Origin of the sequence: Vibrio sp. PBL-C16, assembly GCF_034321865.1 — a bacterium.
Lineage (GTDB): Bacteria > Pseudomonadota > Gammaproteobacteria > Enterobacterales > Vibrionaceae > Vibrio > Vibrio alginolyticus.
In genome coordinates, this window is record NZ_JAXLNY010000002.1 from 1,814,944 (window position 1) to 1,832,721 (window position 17,778).

The 17,778-nt window shown below is 44.3% G+C and carries 12 protein-coding genes; 4 read left to right on the forward strand and 8 right to left on the reverse strand.

The window, feature by feature from the left end:
* The first annotated feature begins 188 nt into the window (after window positions 1-188).
* Window positions 189-1,835: a pyridoxal-dependent aspartate 1-decarboxylase PanP gene (panP, locus tag UQW94_RS16570; protein ID WP_213871580.1), complete on the forward strand. Its 1,647-nt coding sequence runs from the start codon at window positions 189-191 to the stop codon at window positions 1,833-1,835.
* A gap of 311 nt (window positions 1,836-2,146) precedes the next feature.
* Entirely contained in the window at window positions 2,147-3,001 is an 855-nt protein-coding gene (locus UQW94_RS16575; RefSeq protein ID WP_005378021.1) for a MurR/RpiR family transcriptional regulator, read from the forward strand.
* 76 nt (window positions 3,002-3,077) lie between these two features.
* On the opposite strand, the gene UQW94_RS16580 is transcribed toward UQW94_RS16575, so the two are convergent.
* On the reverse strand, window positions 3,078-4,322 hold the full coding sequence (locus UQW94_RS16580) for an iron-containing alcohol dehydrogenase (RefSeq protein WP_104975245.1): 1,245 nt from the start codon (window positions 4,320-4,322) through the stop codon (window positions 3,078-3,080).
* Between the two features lie 377 nt (window positions 4,323-4,699).
* Between UQW94_RS16580 and UQW94_RS16585 the strand changes: the two genes are divergently transcribed.
* Window positions 4,700-4,966: a GrxA family glutaredoxin gene (locus UQW94_RS16585; RefSeq protein WP_005378026.1), complete on the forward strand. Its 267-nt coding sequence runs from the start codon at window positions 4,700-4,702 to the stop codon at window positions 4,964-4,966.
* Between the two features lie 175 nt (window positions 4,967-5,141).
* Window positions 5,142-6,824, forward strand: a complete 1,683-nt coding sequence (locus UQW94_RS16590) for an aspartate:alanine antiporter (RefSeq protein WP_005378028.1) — start codon at window positions 5,142-5,144, stop codon at window positions 6,822-6,824.
* A 78-nt stretch (window positions 6,825-6,902) separates the two neighbouring features.
* Here UQW94_RS16590 and fabV read toward each other — a convergent pair whose 3' ends face one another.
* From fabV to UQW94_RS16625, 7 genes are all read right to left on the reverse strand, one after another.
* Window positions 6,903-8,105, reverse strand: a complete 1,203-nt coding sequence (fabV, locus tag UQW94_RS16595; protein WP_005388648.1) for an enoyl-ACP reductase FabV — start codon at window positions 8,103-8,105, stop codon at window positions 6,903-6,905.
* A 174-nt stretch (window positions 8,106-8,279) separates the two neighbouring features.
* Window positions 8,280-10,562, reverse strand: a complete 2,283-nt coding sequence (locus UQW94_RS16600; RefSeq protein ID WP_017634878.1) for an acyl-CoA dehydrogenase — start codon at window positions 10,560-10,562, stop codon at window positions 8,280-8,282.
* 71 nt (window positions 10,563-10,633) lie between these two features.
* Window positions 10,634-11,269: a TetR/AcrR family transcriptional regulator gene (locus tag UQW94_RS16605; RefSeq protein ID WP_053306960.1), complete on the reverse strand. Its 636-nt coding sequence runs from the start codon at window positions 11,267-11,269 to the stop codon at window positions 10,634-10,636.
* A 717-nt stretch (window positions 11,270-11,986) separates the two neighbouring features.
* Window positions 11,987-13,138, reverse strand: coding sequence for a Na+/H+ antiporter NhaA (gene nhaA, locus UQW94_RS16610; protein ID WP_005378034.1), 1,152 nt, complete (start codon window positions 13,136-13,138; stop codon window positions 11,987-11,989).
* Window positions 13,139-13,468: 330 nt separating this feature from the next.
* Window positions 13,469-14,593 (reverse strand): lipocalin-like domain-containing protein, encoded by a 1,125-nt coding sequence (locus UQW94_RS16615; protein ID WP_042521997.1) that lies wholly within the window; start codon window positions 14,591-14,593, stop codon window positions 13,469-13,471.
* The gene (locus UQW94_RS16620; protein ID WP_005378038.1) at window positions 14,593-17,046 is read right to left on the reverse strand and encodes an ABC transporter permease; all 2,454 of its coding nucleotides are present in this window, start codon (window positions 17,044-17,046) and stop codon (window positions 14,593-14,595) included. The genes UQW94_RS16615 and UQW94_RS16620 overlap by 1 nt, the downstream gene beginning before the upstream one ends.
* Window positions 17,027-17,698, reverse strand: a complete 672-nt coding sequence (locus tag UQW94_RS16625; RefSeq protein ID WP_005378040.1) for an ABC transporter ATP-binding protein — start codon at window positions 17,696-17,698, stop codon at window positions 17,027-17,029. The genes UQW94_RS16620 and UQW94_RS16625 overlap by 20 nt, the downstream gene beginning before the upstream one ends.
* Window positions 17,699-17,778 lie beyond the last annotated feature (80 nt).

Here is a 17,778-nt window from a genome sequence, read left to right on the forward strand (position 1 = left end):
TAGCATTCAAAAACACTAGAATGTTTTAACGTACTCAATCTAGAATTTTTTAATGTGAATATCGTAACCTTCACCTAAAATTTTCATTTCTACAACTTGGGTTTCAACAATTAAAACGGGACTTTGCGCCCGTTTTAGTTTAGATTGTGCCGCTCGCATTACCAAAATAACTACAAAGATTCTTTGCTATGGTTAAGGAACAAAAAACCGCTGATGTTAGCTTTGAGAGCTTGCTAAAGATCTTCACTGTCCCAGAAGGTCCGGACTCAACGTTAACTAAAATTGACGAGAGCCTCTCGCGAAATCTAAATCAATTTCTTCGTGAACACATCGTGGCAGAAGAAAAGCCTTTACGCGAAATCGAAAAAGACTTTTCTTCTGCTCAGATTCCTGAGCAGCCAGAGTTCGTGTCAGATCATACAGAGCACTTACTCGACACTTTGGTGTCGCACTCAGTTCACACATCTTCACCAAGCTTCATTGGTCATATGACATCGGCACTGCCTTATTTCTTGATGCCACTGTCAAAGATCATGATCGCCTTAAACCAAAACCTGGTAAAAATAGAGACTTCCAAAGCCTTTACGCCACTTGAGCGTCAAGTTTTGGGTATGCTGCATCGCTTGATATATGGTCAGAATGATACGTTTTACAATCAGTGGATGCACAGTGCAAATCACTCATTAGGCGCATTTTGTTCCGGCGGCACCATTGCCAATATCACTGCGCTTTGGGTAGCACGTAACAAAGCGTTAAGAGCCAATGGCTCATTTAAAGGCGTGGAAAAGGAAGGCCTTTTTAAAGCCATGAAGCACTATGGCTATGATGGCTTAGCGGTGCTAGTGTCTGAGCGTGGTCACTACTCCCTTAAGAAAGCAGCCGATGTATTAGGGCTAGGCCAGGAGGGTTTGGTTGCGGTTAAAACCGATACCAACAACCGCATTGTTATCGACGACCTGAAAGCGAAAATTGTTGAGCTCGAAAAACAAAACATCAAGCCTATTGCTGTTATTGGTGTGGCTGGCACAACAGAGACAGGTAATGTTGATCCATTGCCTGAAATCGCTGAAGTCTGCCAAGCTCACAGCTGTCACTTCCATGTGGATGCCGCATGGGGTGGCGCAACACTTATGTCTAACCATCACCGTCACCTTCTTAAAGGTGTGGAAATGGCAGACTCAGTAACTATTGATGCGCACAAGCAGCTCTACATCCCGATGGGCGCTGGTATGGTTCTGTTCAAAGACCCTGACGCAATGAAATCCATAGAGCATCACGCTCAATATATATTGCGCAAAGGTTCAAAAGACCTAGGCAGCCATACACTAGAAGGCTCACGTTCGGGCATGGCGATGTTGGTCTACGCCGCAATGCACATCATAAGTCGCCCAGGTTACGAGCTTCTGATTGACCAAAGCATTGAAAAAGCTCGATACTTTGCGGATTTAATCAAACAGCAAGATGATTTCGAGTTAGTTTCTGAACCAGAGCTTTGTCTGCTCACATACCGTTATTTGCCGCCATTCATCCGTGAAGTATTAGCACAAGCAGAAGGCTCACAAAAAGAACAACTGAATGAGCTGATCAATGAGTTAACACAGTTTATTCAAAAGCGTCAGCGCGAAACGGGCAAATCGTTCGTTTCACGTACAAGACTGAACCCAGACCAATGGCAGCGCATGAATACGATAGTGTTTCGAGTGGTTTTGGCAAATCCACTGACCACAAAAGAAATTTTGAGCTCAGTGCTTGATGAACAACGCGAAATCGCCAAGCAAGCACCAAATTTGATGAAAAGAATTCAACAGCTGGTTGTTGATATTCAATCGTCTTAACGGCCAGATCGAGTTACATCAATTTGAAATTTTTTTTCGTTTTGATGTAACTCAAACATCATTATCGTACGACTAGCGCAACAAAACTTCGTTTACACATCCAATTCTGTAGTTTTTACAACATTTTGTTTGAGGCCTGTCAAATTCTCACTAAATAGTACCCGTTATTGGTTTAGACTGATTGAAGATCAGGTTTATACTGATTCTATGGCGCTGGTTGTTTTCGTTAACGCCCCACTCTACTCCGGAATCTTCGTGTTTCCTTTCGTTAGCAGAGCCAGCGAGTTGTTCTCTATACCCTCGTGAACACTATGAATACATTAGAAAAAATTCAAAAAAACCTGGAGAATTTCAGTAAGTCAGAGCGCAAAGTTGCGGAAGTAATTATGGCGTCTCCACAAACTGCAATTCATTCAAGCATTGCAACGCTGGCTAAAATGGCCGACGTTAGTGAGCCCACTGTAAACCGCTTCTGTCGTCGTCTGGACACCAAGGGCTTTCCAGATTTTAAGCTTCACTTGGCACAGAGCCTAGCCAACGGCACCCCTTACGTTAACCGTAATGTGGAAGAAGACGATGGCCCAGACGCGTACACCCATAAGATTTTCGAATCGACGATGGCGTGTTTAGATGTCGCTAAAAATAGCCTAGATCCAATGCAAGTGAACCGTGCGGTCGATTTGCTAACGCAAGCGAAGCGCATTTCATTCTTTGGCCTTGGTGCATCATCTTCTGTTGCCCGAGACGCACAAAACAAGTTTATTCGCTTTAATATTCCAATTACTTGTTTTGAAGATATTGTTATGCAGCGCATGAGTTGTATCAACTGCAGTGATAATGATGTTGTGGTTCTTATTTCTCATACCGGTCGAACAAAGAGTCAGGTAGAAATAGCGAACCTTGCTCGTGAAAATGGCGCAACGGTTATTGCGATTACAGCGAAGGATTCTCCTCTAGAAAAGGCAAGCTCGCTGGCCATCACGCTCGATATTCCAGAAGATACCGACGTTTACATGCCAATGGCAAGCCGAGTTGTACAAATGACAGTGATTGATGTGCTAGCAACTGGCTTCACTCTTCGCCGTGGTACAGGTTTCCGTGAGAACCTAAAACGCGTAAAAGATGCGTTGAAAGACAGTCGCTATGACAAACTAAGCCAGTACTAAGCACTAAAGCTTAGTCAATACTTTATCTAGGGGAACTCAAGGCTCCCCTTTTGTTTTAATGCTGCTAAGGGAGCAATCACCCTAAGTCGTTGACACTCGATAAGTCCGTTCTTGATTCCAGTACTTCAACAGAACTGACATGTTGTGCACTCTCAGCTGCGCACTCTCCGCTACAATCACAGACTTGCTGCAATATGTAAATCAAACGTTCCTGATTCAGGGGTAAAGGATTCCCTTTGATTGCCATTGATTTAAGCGCATCGTTCGCCACTTGCTCAAAAGAGGTTTGGCATACTCCAAATTGAGCCAGTAGCGGTAACGCTAGCTTATCTAGCACCATATTGACCCAAAGAATTCCATCGTGTTCGTTCGCGTTTACTCGCTCAGTGACTAATTGGGCCAGCTTGCGATAACGACTTATCACATCATTCCTACCCGCGAGTTTAGCGGCGTTAATGTTCTCCTGCATCACGTGTGGAGCTAGGCGAGCCGTAATAATGCTATGGGGGGCGTCTAACTTGCCTCCTAACGCCGATGCTAACCCATGAGCGGCACCTAATTTGGCATTAGTAATCGCCATACCACCAAGCAATGCAGCGAACGATAAATCAGAGCGCGCCTTATGATTATCTTGCTTACAAGCGGCAACCACTGAACGGCTTAAACGGCGTAGCCCCTCTTCGCAGACCATATCAGTAAGAGGGTTTGGCTCACCACACACATACGCTTCCATTAAATGAGTGAACGCATCCATTGCGCCACGTCCAGATGTGTATTGGTCGGTCCCGTAAGTAAGTGTCGGGTCTACAATGGCAACGTCTGCGAGCATATCAGGGCTTCGAAGACTCACTTTCACTTTATCTTGTCCAGATTTCAGCACAGCATTTCTGGTCACTTCTGAACCGGTGCTTGCTGTCGTAGGAATTGCAATAAAATGAAGAGGCTTTGCTTTTAAAGGGACGCTTCTTCCTACCACTTCTACGTAATCGTAAACATTGCCTTGATTGGGAATAATGGCAGCTAAGGCTTTGCCCATATCGATGACGCTGCCACCACCTATCGCAACCACCATATCAGGTTGGAATTTTCTACCGAGCACTGCGGTCTCTTCTACCATCGTGATGTATGGTTCACCAACGATAGCTACGTGCTGGTAACGCATATTTTGAGCTTTAAGATATTGGATAATGGGGGCGGCTCGTTGGGTATCCTGCCCAGTAACCAGCAAAACACTGTAGCCAAATTGGTTAATAACGGACAATGAAGATTGAAGTGCACCTTCACCAAATATAATCCTTGTTGCAGTCATAAACTGAAACATACACACCCTCCCAAAAGAATATACCCAAATAACCTCTCGCCCTCTGATTTAACACTTATGTAAGAGTTGAAGTTATTTGCGTATAGCCAAAATAGATTGCTATTTTTTTAAACAAAAAAAATTGACCAATTCCACCTTGCCATCATTAACCCTTTAGAATGTATGTTTTTTATGCGTCACTTCACATACTTCAGAGCCGTAAAATAAGAACGCGCGTTTAGTTTTTATTCGATAGATTTCACCTATAGAACCAAGAGGTAATTGCCGCTTTATTTCCGTATCTGGATCGGGCATAGTTACTCCAACAAAAGAAAGCGCACTCAGCCGCTATGTTTTGTACGCTTTCAAAAAAGAATAGATTTAGGAGAAATAAGATTATGTTCGTTGTTATCTTTGGTCGCCCTGCATGTCCTTTCTGTGTTCGTGCAAAAGAGCACGCAGAAACGCTAAAAGCAAAACGTGATGACTTCAACTACCGTTACGTTGATATTCACGCTGAAGGTATTTCTAAAGCAGATCTTGAGAAAACTGTTGGTAAACCAGTTGAAACCGTTCCTCAGATCTTTATCGACCAAGAGCACATCGGTGGCTGCGACGAGTTCGAAGCATACGCGAAAGAGCACCTAGGTCTATTTGACGAGTAATAAAGACTGTTTTCAAAAAAGCCGCTTCATGCGGCTTTTTTATTATTTTTCAGCTGGTTATTACGTTAAGTCAACTAATGGTAAAACCTAAAAAAATTCACTTATCTTTTTGCTATATTTAGTTACAATTCACAGTTCTTAATCTTTTTTGGCACACACTCTACCGAGCCACACAGTGAACATAGACGTCGTATACCTTCTCGAGCAAAACCCTATCCTTCTAATCTTCGTCGTATTAGCCATTGGCCTTGCCATCGGAAAAATTCGATTTGGCAAATTACAACTAGGCAACTCTATTGGCGTTCTTATTACCTCTTTGGTAATGGGCCACCTTGGTTTCTCATTTAATGCAGAAGCTTTAACCATTGGCTTTATGCTGTTTATCTACTGCGTTGGCATTGAAGCTGGACCAAACTTTTTTGGTATATTCTTCAGAGATGGTAAGCATTATTTTATTTTAAGCATGACCGTTCTCGTGTCTGCGGTCAGCTTAACGTATGGCTTGAGTCACTATTTCGGCCTCGATTTTGGCTTATCCGCCGGTATGATGGCAGGCGCATTGACCGCAACGCCAGTACTGGTTGGTGCACAAGATGCTCTTAACTCTGGCCTTGCGACTATACCGCGGAATATGGAATTTTCTCTGGTATTAGAAAATCTATCCGTAGGCTACGCGATGGCTTATCTGGTCGGCTTAATTAGCATGATCATGTTTGCTAAATTGTTGCCAAAACTGCAAAAACAAAACCTTTCTGATTCCGCGCAGCAAATCGCACAAGAACGTGGCCTTGGAAATTCAAGCCAGAGAAAAGTGTATTTACCCATTATTCGAGCTTACCGAGTGGGCCCAGAGCTAATTGACTGGACTGATGGTAAAAACTTACGAGAACTGGGGATTTATCGTCAAACTGGCTGTTACATTGAACGAATCCGTCGCAATGGTATTCTCGCCCACCCAGATGGTGATGCTATCTTGCAAGAGGGAGATGAAATTGCACTGGTTGGCTTCCCTGACAGCCATGCTCGCTTAGACCCTAGCTTCCGTAATGGTAAAGAAGTATTCGACCGTAACTTGCTTGATTTGCGCATCGTTGAAGAAGAAATCGTCGTAAAAAGTGACGCTATCGCTGGTAAGCGTTTATCGGATTTGAATTTGTCTGAGTTTGGCTGTTTCTTAAACCGCGTAGTTCGCGCTCAGATTGAAATGCCTATGGACTTAGACATTGTGCTCGCTAAAGGGGACGTCCTTCAAGTGAGCGGCGAGAAAAGCCGAGTACATGGACTGGCGGAAAAAATCGGTTTCATCTCGATCCACAGTCAAATGGCCGATTTGCTCGCTTTTTGTAGCTTCTTTATTTTGGGTATTCTGTTTGGCCTCATCACAATGACGTTCGGTCAGGTGTCTTTCAGTTTGGGTAATGCGGTGGGTCTTCTGTTGTCCGGTATTACGCTTGGTTTCTTACGAGCAAATCACCCTACTTTCGGTTATGTCCCACAAGGGGCGCTGAATATGGTCAAAGATCTAGGGTTAATGTTCTTTATGGTGGGAATTGGTCTAAGTGCAGGTGGAAAGATGTTCGAGCACCTAACGCAAGTAGGACCAAAAGTCATTGGTTTGGCATTTATTGTCAGTGTTGTACCTGTAGTTCTGGCTTACTTAGTTGGCGCACACGTACTCAAGATGAACCGTGCCCTGCTCTTCGGAGCCATTATTGGCGCCCGTACTTGCGCTCCAGCTATGGATGTCGTTAACGACTACGCTAAGTCCACCATCCCTGCCCTTGGTTATGCGGGTACCTATGCGATTGCGAATATTTTAATGACGCTAGCTGGTACGATTCTGATAATACTAAGTTAATACTCACTTTGACTATGAAATACAAAAAGGCGCCCAATGAGCGCCTTTTGTTTATTGGTTATCTAGTCTGTGATTCGATTAGATTTGAATGAAGTCTGCTTCAACTGCTGGATTCACATCCGCTTCGTAATCTACGCCTTCAACGCCGAAACCAAATAGTTTCAAGAACTCTTCTTTGTACTCAACGTAGTCAGTCAGCTCTTTTAGGTTCTCAGTCGTAATTTGAGGCCATAGCTCACGACAGTGCTGCTGAATGTCGTCACGAAGTTCCCAGTCATCCAGACGTAGGCGGTTCATCTCATCAACTTCTGCCGCGCTACCGTCTTCTTTGTATAGACGTTGGCTGAACATACGGTAGATTTGTTCCATACAGCCTTCGTGTACACCTTCTTCGCGCATTTTCTTGAATACCATTGCGATGTACAGTGGCATAACAGGAATTGCAGAACTCGCCTGAGTTACAACAGATTTAAGTACCGCAACATTGGCACTGCCGCCTGTTGCTGCTAACTTGTCGTTTAGCGCTTTCGCTGCACGGTCTAGGTCCATTTTTGCTTTACCTAGTGCACCATCCCAATAAATTGGCCAAGTTAGCTCAGTACCAATGTAGCTGTACGCGACGGTCTTACAACCTTCAGCAAGAACACCAGCATCAGACAACGCATTGATCCAAAGTTCCCAATCTTCACCGCCCATTACCGTGACAGTGTCTTTGATTTCTTCTTCTGTTGCTGGCTCAACGCTAGCTTCGATGATCACATCTTTGTTGGTATCAACAGCCGTTGATGTGTAAGTTTCACCGATAGGTTTAAGAGATGAACGAACTAATTCACCAGTTTCTGGCATTTTACGTACTGGAGATGCCAGTGAGTAAACCACCATATCGATTTGACCTAAGTCTTCTTTGATCAGCTCGATAGTTTTCTGTTTCGCTTCATTTGAGAAAGCGTCGCCGTTTAAGCTTTTTGCGTACAGACCTTCTTCACGCGCTAGCTTTTCAAAAGCAGCGGCATTGTAAAAACCTGCTGTACCTGGCTTCTTCTCAGTACCTTCTTTTTCGAAGAAAACACCGATAGTTGATGCACCGCCACCAAATGCTGCCGCGATACGAGAAGATAGACCGTAGCCACTTGATGCACCAACAACAAGAACACGCTTAGGTGCGTTTTTGATTGGACCTTGCGCTTTGGTGTACGCAATTTGTTCTTTTACGTTAGCTTCACAACCAACAGGGTGCGTTGTAGTACAGATAAATCCACGAATTCTAGGTTTGATGATCATATTCAACTTCCTTTAAAAAACCTTGTTAGGATAAAAGTTTCGTTGGGATTTCGCATCTAATTTCTGTAAAAATGCTCTTAAAAGGCAAGTGGTTGGAGCACTATCCCACCATCCACTCCCCAAGAATACAAAAAAGCACCTCATTGAGGTGCTTTTCTTAACATTAGTTATCTATTATGCCGCCGGATTCAACTGCGACTTTTTTGGGCTATGAGTTCGCACTTCAGAAAAGTCATGACTAAAGTGGTCAACTTGAATCGCCTTGTAGCGCAATTTATCTGCAGCCATGATTTGATCAATTTCTTGTTCAGTTAACACGCCTGCTTCAAATGCTTGCTGCAAACGATCATGTAGCAGACCTTTACGAGCCACTTTACCATCCTTAGCAGCCTTCATAAGTTTACGCTCCAAAGGTTTAATGTCGTACATTGCAAGGAATGCATTCTCCATTAAGCCTACGCTGTCATCCTCTGATTTTCCGATGTAGCACAGATGCGTGAGGCGATCACGTTGCGCGCCTGGTGTCATCATCGCTTCTGCCAAATTCACACACAGCTCATCACTTGGCTTATTGAAATGATTACCAAGCGGGAACAATAGCCCCTTAAGCACACCGCCAACGTATTTCACAGGGAAGTTGGTGTAAGCCTCATTTAATGACTTAGAAGCGTTATACAAACAGTGTTGAACAGCGTAATGAACGAAGTCTAGATCGCCTTGTTGACGGCCTTCATCTTCATACTTTTTCAAGGCAGCAGATGCCATGTATAGATAGCTTAATCCATCACCCAAACGTGCGGAGATCATTTCTTTACGCTTCAAGTCTCCACCTAAGGTTAACATCGCAAAGTCTGCACTTACTGCAAGTGCACGACTGAGACGAGTAATGTCTTTGTAGTATTGCTGCGTTGGGCCACTCATGTGCGCGTTGACAAATCGAGAACCAGTTAGTGCTGCACCAAATGCACCGAATGTATTACCGAGCGCGTGCTTGATGTGTTTAAAGAGTAAGTTGTCAAATTCTTTCGCACCTTGTTCAGAATCTGGATTCGCCGCGGCTTCCATTTCTTTTAGAACATATGGGTGACATCGAGTCGCACCTTGACCAAAAATCATCAGATTACGAGTCAGAATATTCGCGCCTTCAACGGTGATAGCAACCGGGATACCAAGGTAATGTTTAGCAAGATAGTTCATTGGACCATCTTGAATCGCACGACCCGCATGGATATCAAACGAATCATTTAGAATGGTACGCGCGATTTCCGTCATGTGGTACTTGGCAATCGCGGTTACAATCCCAGGTTTTTCTTTCATATCGAGAGAAGTCGTCGTTAGCGTACGCGTCGCTTCTAGTAGGTAAGTAAGACCACCAATGCGCCCCATTGCTTCTGCAACACCTTCAAACTTACCGATCGACATTCCAAACTGTTTACGCACGTAAGCATAAGCACCTGTTGTACGTGTAGTAAGGTGACCAATCGCTGTGCCAAGCGCTGGGAGAGAGATACCGCGACCAGCAGAAAGACACTCAACCAGCATACGCCAACCTTTACCTGCATAATCAGCGCCACCGATCAACCAGTCCATAGGGATGAAGACATCTTCACCACGAGTAGGACCATTCATAAACGCAGACCCCAGAGGATCATGGCGTTCGCCTATCTCGACACCTTCATGGTCAGCGGGAATCAACGCACATGTAATGCCAACCTCTTTCTTGTCACCAAGTAGCCCTTCAGGATCCTGCAGTTTAAATGCTAACCCGAGCACTGTCGCAACTGGCGCAAGCGTGATGTAGCGTTTATTCCAACTAACTCGCACGCCAAGCACTTCTTTGCCTTCATGGGTGCCGTAACAAACCACGCCTTGATCAGGTATGCCACCCGCATCAGAACCCGCTTCAGGGCCAGTTAGGGCGAAACAAGGGATGTCTGTACCATCAGCTAAACGAGGCAACCAGTAATCTTTTTGCTCTTGCGTACCATAGTGCGATAGCAGCTCACCAGGGCCAAGAGAGTTCGGTACCATTACCGATACCGCGGTACTGATACTTCGAGTCGCAATACGAGAAACAATGGTTGAGTTCGCCAAAGCGGAAAATTCACGACCACCATATGCTTTCGAGATGATCAAAGAGAAAAATCGCTCTTTACGTAGGTACTCCCATACTTCAGGCGGTAAATCCCTGTCTTCTTTGACAATCTTCTGGTCATCAAGCATTTCTAGCAGGGTTTCAAGCTCATTATCCATAAATGACTGCTCTTCTGCCGTCAGTGTAGGCGTTGGATAATGATGCAATGTTGTGAAGTTTGGCTTGCCTGAGAATAGTTCGGCATCCCACCATACACTACCCGCTTCCATCGCCTCTTTCTCGGTGCTAGACAGAGGTGGCAATACTTTTTTGAACACTTTAAAAGCCGGGTCACTAATCCATTTTCTTCGTAGAGAGCTCATAGTTCAGATCCTTTTGTTCACGTAACCGCTCGGGGTATAATCTTATTATTGGTTTAACTTTCTTATTTGTCTTATGCCAACTGCTTTGCTGACATTCCTGCTGACAAATATGGAATCAGTAAATCGACGACAGATTTCACATCGACTTCCTTTTCAAACTTACTTTCTGCCAGCTCCGAAAGAGCTTGGCTTGAAGCCATCGTAAATACACAGGTTCCTAACGTGAAGTGCAGTCGCCAAAACAAATGTTCTTCACATAGTTCCGGGTTCGCCTTCATTATCGAGAAAGTGAAAAGGTTCAGTACCTCTTCGTATCTGGTGGTAATGAACCAGCGTAGATGACCTTGAACGTCTGTATAACCGCGGCCAATTAACAACATAAATAGCGCAGTACCATTTGGGCGTACATCGTTTAATGTACGTAAAGGTAATCGCAATGACTCAAAGACATCGTCCATGTTGTAGCTATCGCGCGTGTTTAACTCAATTAATGAAGTCTTAATGCTCGGCATTAGTGCTTCTAAATACCTATCTAAAACCGCTCTAACCAGCGTTTTTTTATCGCCAAAGTGATAGTTTACCGATGCTAAGTTAACGTTAGCTTTACCTGTTATCGTTCTTAGCGAAGTATCATTAAAGCCATGTTCAGCAAAGAGTCCTTCTGCGACATCGAGTATTTTTTCTTTTGTTGATGTTCTCGGGGCCATTTTAATCACTCGTATTAAACAACTGTTTGAAAATATACTCCCGAAACTTAAGATTAACAAATGATTAACATCACACTTTAACTAATTGGTCTGACCAGACAATAAAAGGTGTGATCTAATCTTTTGAAATTCAATCGAATACTCCAGTGAAGCTTGTCAGAAGAAAACGATCAAACTTCTCAGTCCATCGCAATTGAAATGCTAACAATAGCCTTGGCGGCTTGGAGTGAGCGACGAGAGTATGAAATACATCTTCGGTTCTAGGGGAGATAAAATGAGAAACACAGAAGTTAGTAACTTCGCCAAGTTGGTAATCCATCTCGATTTTTCTATTACTTTCGGGTGTGTAAGAAGCTAGAAAGCATTAAGTAGAAATTTTTTGAAAAAAAATGGAACTGTTTGGAAAAGGCTCGGTCTGAATATACGTAACAGTTAGGGCATTTGAAGTTTCACTGGCCGTCAAACTTGTTTCCATCTAATTGTTACGTTGCTGCTTTTTTCTTATTAACTCCTATGTTTGTATCCGCCCAGTCAAATTTTCGGCTGGGCTTTTTTTCGCCTATAGATTTGCCAAGCGCCTCTTTCGATGATTTGCCCCAACTCCATAAGCTAGACCTTAGTTGGTCACAAAAGTAACCATCCTGAAGTAGTTGATGTGCCGATCTGCAGACATAAAAAAGCCTCCCGAATGGGAGGCTTTACTAAACAGTGTGTATCTTACGCTTGCGCTTTCTTAGGCAAAGAAAAGTGCAGTAACGCGTAGCCAAGTAACGCGGCTGTCGTCGAGCCCATTAAGATACCTAGTCGAGCATAGGTATCAAACTCAGGGCTTACATTTCCAAACGCTAAAGAGGAAATGAATATAGACATTGTAAAACCGATACCACACAACACAGAGACCGCAAAGATATGCTTGAAGTTAATGCCTTCCGGTAACTTAGCTACACCCATTTTCACAGCTGCCCAACTAAAGGTGAAGATACCTAGAGGCTTACCAACCAGTAGCCCCAAAGCAATACCTAATGGCAGCATTGAAGTTAGGCCTGACATCGATACGCCTTCTAGCGAAATCCCCGCATTTGCAAATGCGAATAGAGGTAAGATACCAAATGCCACGTATGGATGAAGTGCGTGCTCCATGTGCTTAAGTGGGGAATGTTCGCCCTGTTTACCCTTAAGAGGAATAGCAAAGCCGATCACTACGCCTGCAAGTGTTGCGTGAACACCAGATTTAAGTACCGCAAACCATAAGATCGCGCCGACTATCATGTATGGCGTCAGTTTCGTTACTTCCTTCGCATTCAACATGAACAGGACACCAGTCATGATGAAGCCAACAAGCAGCGCCATGCTAGAAAGATCACCTGTGTAAAACAGTGCAATAATAACAACCACGCCTAAATCGTCGATGATAGCGAGAGCTAACAAAAACACTTTAAGGCTTACTGGTACGCGCTTACCTAGTAGCGCCATGATACCTAGAGCAAATGCAATATCCGTCGCAGCTGGAATGGCCCAGCCAGAAACCGCCTCTGGGTCGTTAGCATTAAACGCAACGTAAATAAGAGCAGGGGCTAACATACCACCAACCGCTGCAATCGCAGGGAAAATTGCGGTTTCTTTTGATTTTAGCGCTCCTTCAAGTAGCTCTCGCTTCACTTCAAGGCCAATAAGTAAGAAGAAAACAGCCATTAGGCCGTCATTAATCCAGTGAGAAACTGACATACCGAATACATAAGTATGCAGTACAGATTGATAAGTTTCGCCCAGCGGTGAGTTAGCAATGGTCATCGCAATTGCCGCTGCAATTACGAGAAGAATACCACCTGCTGATTCCATTTTGAAAAAGTCACGAATGACATCGTTCATGGTTTCGTCCTTATATTTATTATCTTAATAAACGATTAACAAAGAGTGATAAGAGTGTATAGCTGTCGAAAACTTTAGAATAATCGCTTCTTCAGAGTATAAACTTCGGTTTTTTCGATGTTAAGTTTACTATACATCGTATTTTCCAACATGACACTCAATTTTGATCGGAGATCGTATTTGTTTTTGTCGCACCAAATATTTATCAAGATGATGAGAAAATCAGCATAACACGGCTTGTACCATCATGATAACCCCGTACTTTTGAGAAAAAGCTAGGAAGCTTCGCGCACTAAAAAACCACCCGTAGGAGGTGGTTTTCTTCACAACTCAATAGCCTGTCAGCTGCATAAAGCCCCAAGCCTCATTGGAGCCGGAAGCTAAAGTAGGCCCTTCCCAGTAAGGTATTACAAAGGGTAGCCACATATCTGACTTGATAATGCGGGTAGTCAAATTAATTTGATGCTTCGGAATATTGATAATCCACTGCAAAGGTAACCTTCTTCCATTGGATAAACTGGTCACTTGCATTGGTTTAATACTGATATCGTCGTCTGAGAGGTTGATGACTTTACCTGAGCGTGTCGACAACGTGCCAAACACGTGCGGTGTTTGCCCATGGTGACGATAACGGCTAACAGTTAATGCTCGACCATCATCTAAATTGAAAACAAACCAATCCCAGCCTTGTTGCCCCTCACCAATTAAGCCGCTGCCCCACTCTTTTTGCGCCCAAGCAGAACCCGTCACTGAGAATCGCTTACCATTTAAGCTTAAGCTGCCTTTTACTTTTAAAAATGGAGCACTGAAGCTGAAAGAAGCAACAGATTGCAACGCATGTTTAACTTGGAAGCCTTTGTCTCCATTCACGACAAAGGGGCCGCTTGTCATGGTATTGAGCTCAAGTCCAAACGTATCAGTATTCACATTCAAGTTGCCCGGGAAAGGCGTCGCACCGAGTGATCGCCAAGTCCAATTATCAATCCATAACCTGAAAGGACGATTGATCATACCAGCTTGGCCTATCCCACCTCTAGCTACCCGTTGCTCTTTCCATACATGCGAGCCATGACTGACGACAACATGTGAAATGTACAATTGAGGGTTCTGCCAACCGCTGGTTTCTCGCTCGTCCGTCGCAACCCTAAAATAGCTCCATTGAACATTGTAGATCTTGCCTTGCTCATCTTTTAGTTTCGCAAAGTAGTGCCACCATTCATGCTGATACTCGGGATGAAAGCGAAAGTCTGAGGGTAAAGAGACATGCTCATTAGGTAGTACAGGCTCGAAAATCGTTTGATTTTCACGCGTTAAGATAGAATCAAGTTCGCTTTCTCGTGTTGCTGTCGCCTCTAACCAAAAAGTTGAGTAAAAAGCAGCCCCAGTCAGAAAAGCGAACGTAACAACAATGAGCGTTGAAACCAACAAGCGTTTTTTAGAGCCCATTTTTTTCATTACAACGCGTCCCTTAATGACTTCATCGGTGTACTTTTGATCATTCTAATAACAGGCAATGCGCCAGCAACCATGATGGCAAGCATCGCCCAAGCAATGGTTTGAGCATACTCCCATGGAATCGTTTGAAGCTCTAGAGACCAGCCAAATGATTGCTTAATGATAATATCAACGATCAAATGTGCGAGCGCCAAGCCGAGCGGCACTGCAATAATCGCAGAAATGGCTCCGAAGACGAATAGCTGCAAACCACCTAATACGACAAGTTCTTTTCCGGACACACCCATACACCTTAATAAGGAAAAATGCCGCTGCCGTGAAAGTTCTCCTGCCAACGTCGCAAAGAATAAACCAAACACGGCAATAATCAGCGTGATATTGCCCAAGGTTCCCGCTATCGCAAAGGTATGATCAAACACTCTCATTGCTTGGCTATAAATATTACCGTTATCAAACACACGATCTTGCGGGAGACGGAATACATTCTCTAAGCGATTTTTCAGCCCTTCTCCATTGACGTTATCTTTTAATACTACGCCAAGACCAACATTACCCGTACCTGCAAATGCATACAGCCAATTCCGGTGCGACATCATCACCTGGTTATATGGGTTTCCATAATCGTAGTAAACGCCTACGACTTGCCAATCACCACCAAGCGGTTCTTGCAAGTTAATGAAATCGCCAGGGCGGATATCCAGCTTCAAGGCCATCGACTCACTGACCATTAAGCTCTTGGTAGCGTGCAGTTGATACCAGTAATTTGGGACACCTAACTTGACGGTAAGTGAGTCTAACTCACCTTCAGAAGAGCCCGTACTTACAACTTGTAGAGCACCGTGCTCGGTCGGCATATCTTTTTCCCAGCGCCACCAAACCGAGTTCACCTCTGGCTGATTCTGGAGCCATGCGCTCATCCTAGCGGCTGAATTGTTGGTCGGATAGATGTACACATCAGCCGCTAATCGCTGATTTAGCCACTTATCGGTTGTATCTCGAAAGCTTCCGACCATTGTTTCTACACCAATGTTTGCCGCCAGCGCTAACATAAACGCCATCGTAGCCACACCGCGATAGCTCATGCTGGCTGCTGCATCAGCAAAAAACCAACGGACACGAACCCATCGCATGGTATAAGAAAAACTTTGGAACATATGCCACATAATAAATGGCATAAACAACGCCACACTAACCAACATCAGCGCAATAATAGCAAAGCCGGTTTCTTGTGTTTTCGGCGCCTGATATACCGCTATTGCAGCGACACAAAACGCACATGCCGCAAGCGCCTGCCAAGAGAACTCTCTTCCAGCAAATCGCATTAGCGACAGTCGAGAAGAAAGGCGGATTGGTTGTGACTTCAACAAACGGATTAATGGCCACAGACACGATATCAACGCACCCATCGCTGCCATGATTAGACTGTATAAGCTAGATTGCCATGACCATCCTATGGTTAAGCCTACGTTGGCATCATACAAATCACTCAGGCTCGAAGACACTGCTGGGATAAGTTCATTTGCTAAGATCAAGCCAAAAAAGTTACCACACGCCCACGCAATAAAGACGAGCAAAGACAACTCTAGTAATAAAGCTTGCGCTAACTGTGTTCCGTTAACACCAGTCTGTCTCAAAATACCTACCAAACGTTGTCGCTGGATGAAAGACAGAGACATCGCTTGATAAAAAATAAACAACCCGACCAAAAACGACAGCATTCCCATCGCGGTGAGATTCATATGGAATGCGTTAGTTAGCGACTCAAGCTCAGTACGCGTATTCCTAACAAGCGTCATTCCATTTGGCAGCATGTTTTTCAGTGCTATTAGCTTTTCCTCTGGCATTTCACCACAAGAAATCGCAGACAAACCTGAGCTCCGCTTGAGCATACGCAACAACGATATATCAGTAACCAACCGAGTACCCGAAAGCATCTTGTCCTTATCTACTTGAATAGGCCCAAGACGGCTTCCGTCATTCATCTCAATGAAGTCCCCATCCTGCCAACTCATGTAAGCGGCTAAATCTTGACTAACGAGAATAGGATAAGGAGGCTTCATTAGAGATAAAACAGGCATCTCACCTAGCGATTTTCCTTGTTGTAGTGGGATCATCGCGACAGGATCAATCCCCACCAACATCAGGCTCATATCGGTCTTGGCATCTAGATGAAGCACGTCAAACGGTGCACATTGGTTAAACCCAGCTCGACGTAACTGAATATAGAAACCTTGAGGAATTTTATTGGCAGAGTGCTTCGTTCGGATTCGGTATGGCAAAGGATTGGAGAAAAGCTTTTCCCCAGTAGCATAACTTTGTTTTGCATGCTGGTTGATAGAAGTAACACCAACAAGGAGGGACACGCCTAAAGTTAATCCCAGCCAGACAAGAATAATTTGTAGAGGGTAACGACGGTAATGACCGAGTAGTGCCTTAACTACGGGCCATAACATGTAGCTGCCCTCCTTGAAGTCGAATCTTTCCTTCCATATGGGCGGCCACTTTTTCACTGTGCGTCACTAACAGCAAAGTACACTCCAGTTGGCGAGCGAGGCTCGTTAGTAAGCGCATTACTGCTTCTGCGTTTCGCTCGTCTAGGCTACCAGTTGGCTCATCAGCAAGCAGGATTTTTGGCTCCATATAGAGTGCACGAGCAATCGCCGCACGTTGTTGCTGACCACCAGACGCCTCTTCCGGATAACGTCCTAGCAATGGCATTAAGTCCAAAGCAGAAAGAATTTGACGCCACAACTCTTTATCTTCCGGCAGACCTTTTAACTGACGACAAAAACGAATATTGTCGGCAATATTAAGTGTAGGAAGCAGGTTGAATTGTTGGAAGATATTCCCAATATTGTTGCGGCGATAAAGGGTTCTTAAATGCTCCGGTGCTTCATGCATAGCAAAATTTGGAAACTGCACTTCACCAGAGTCAGCAGTATCTAATCCGGCGATTAAATTCAGCAGAGTACTTTTACCCGAACCACTTTCTCCCATCAGAGCAACTTGGTCGCCTTGCTGCAATGTTAATTCTGCCCCTTGTAATACAGGGTGAAACTCTCCCCCGTCTACATAGCCTTTACATAGGTCTGACAGTTTTAACATTGATTATGCCGCTCGGATGGTGTTTAAAAATTGGGATCAGAATCTACACTAAAATCCTGTTAGTAGAAAGTATTTTGAAT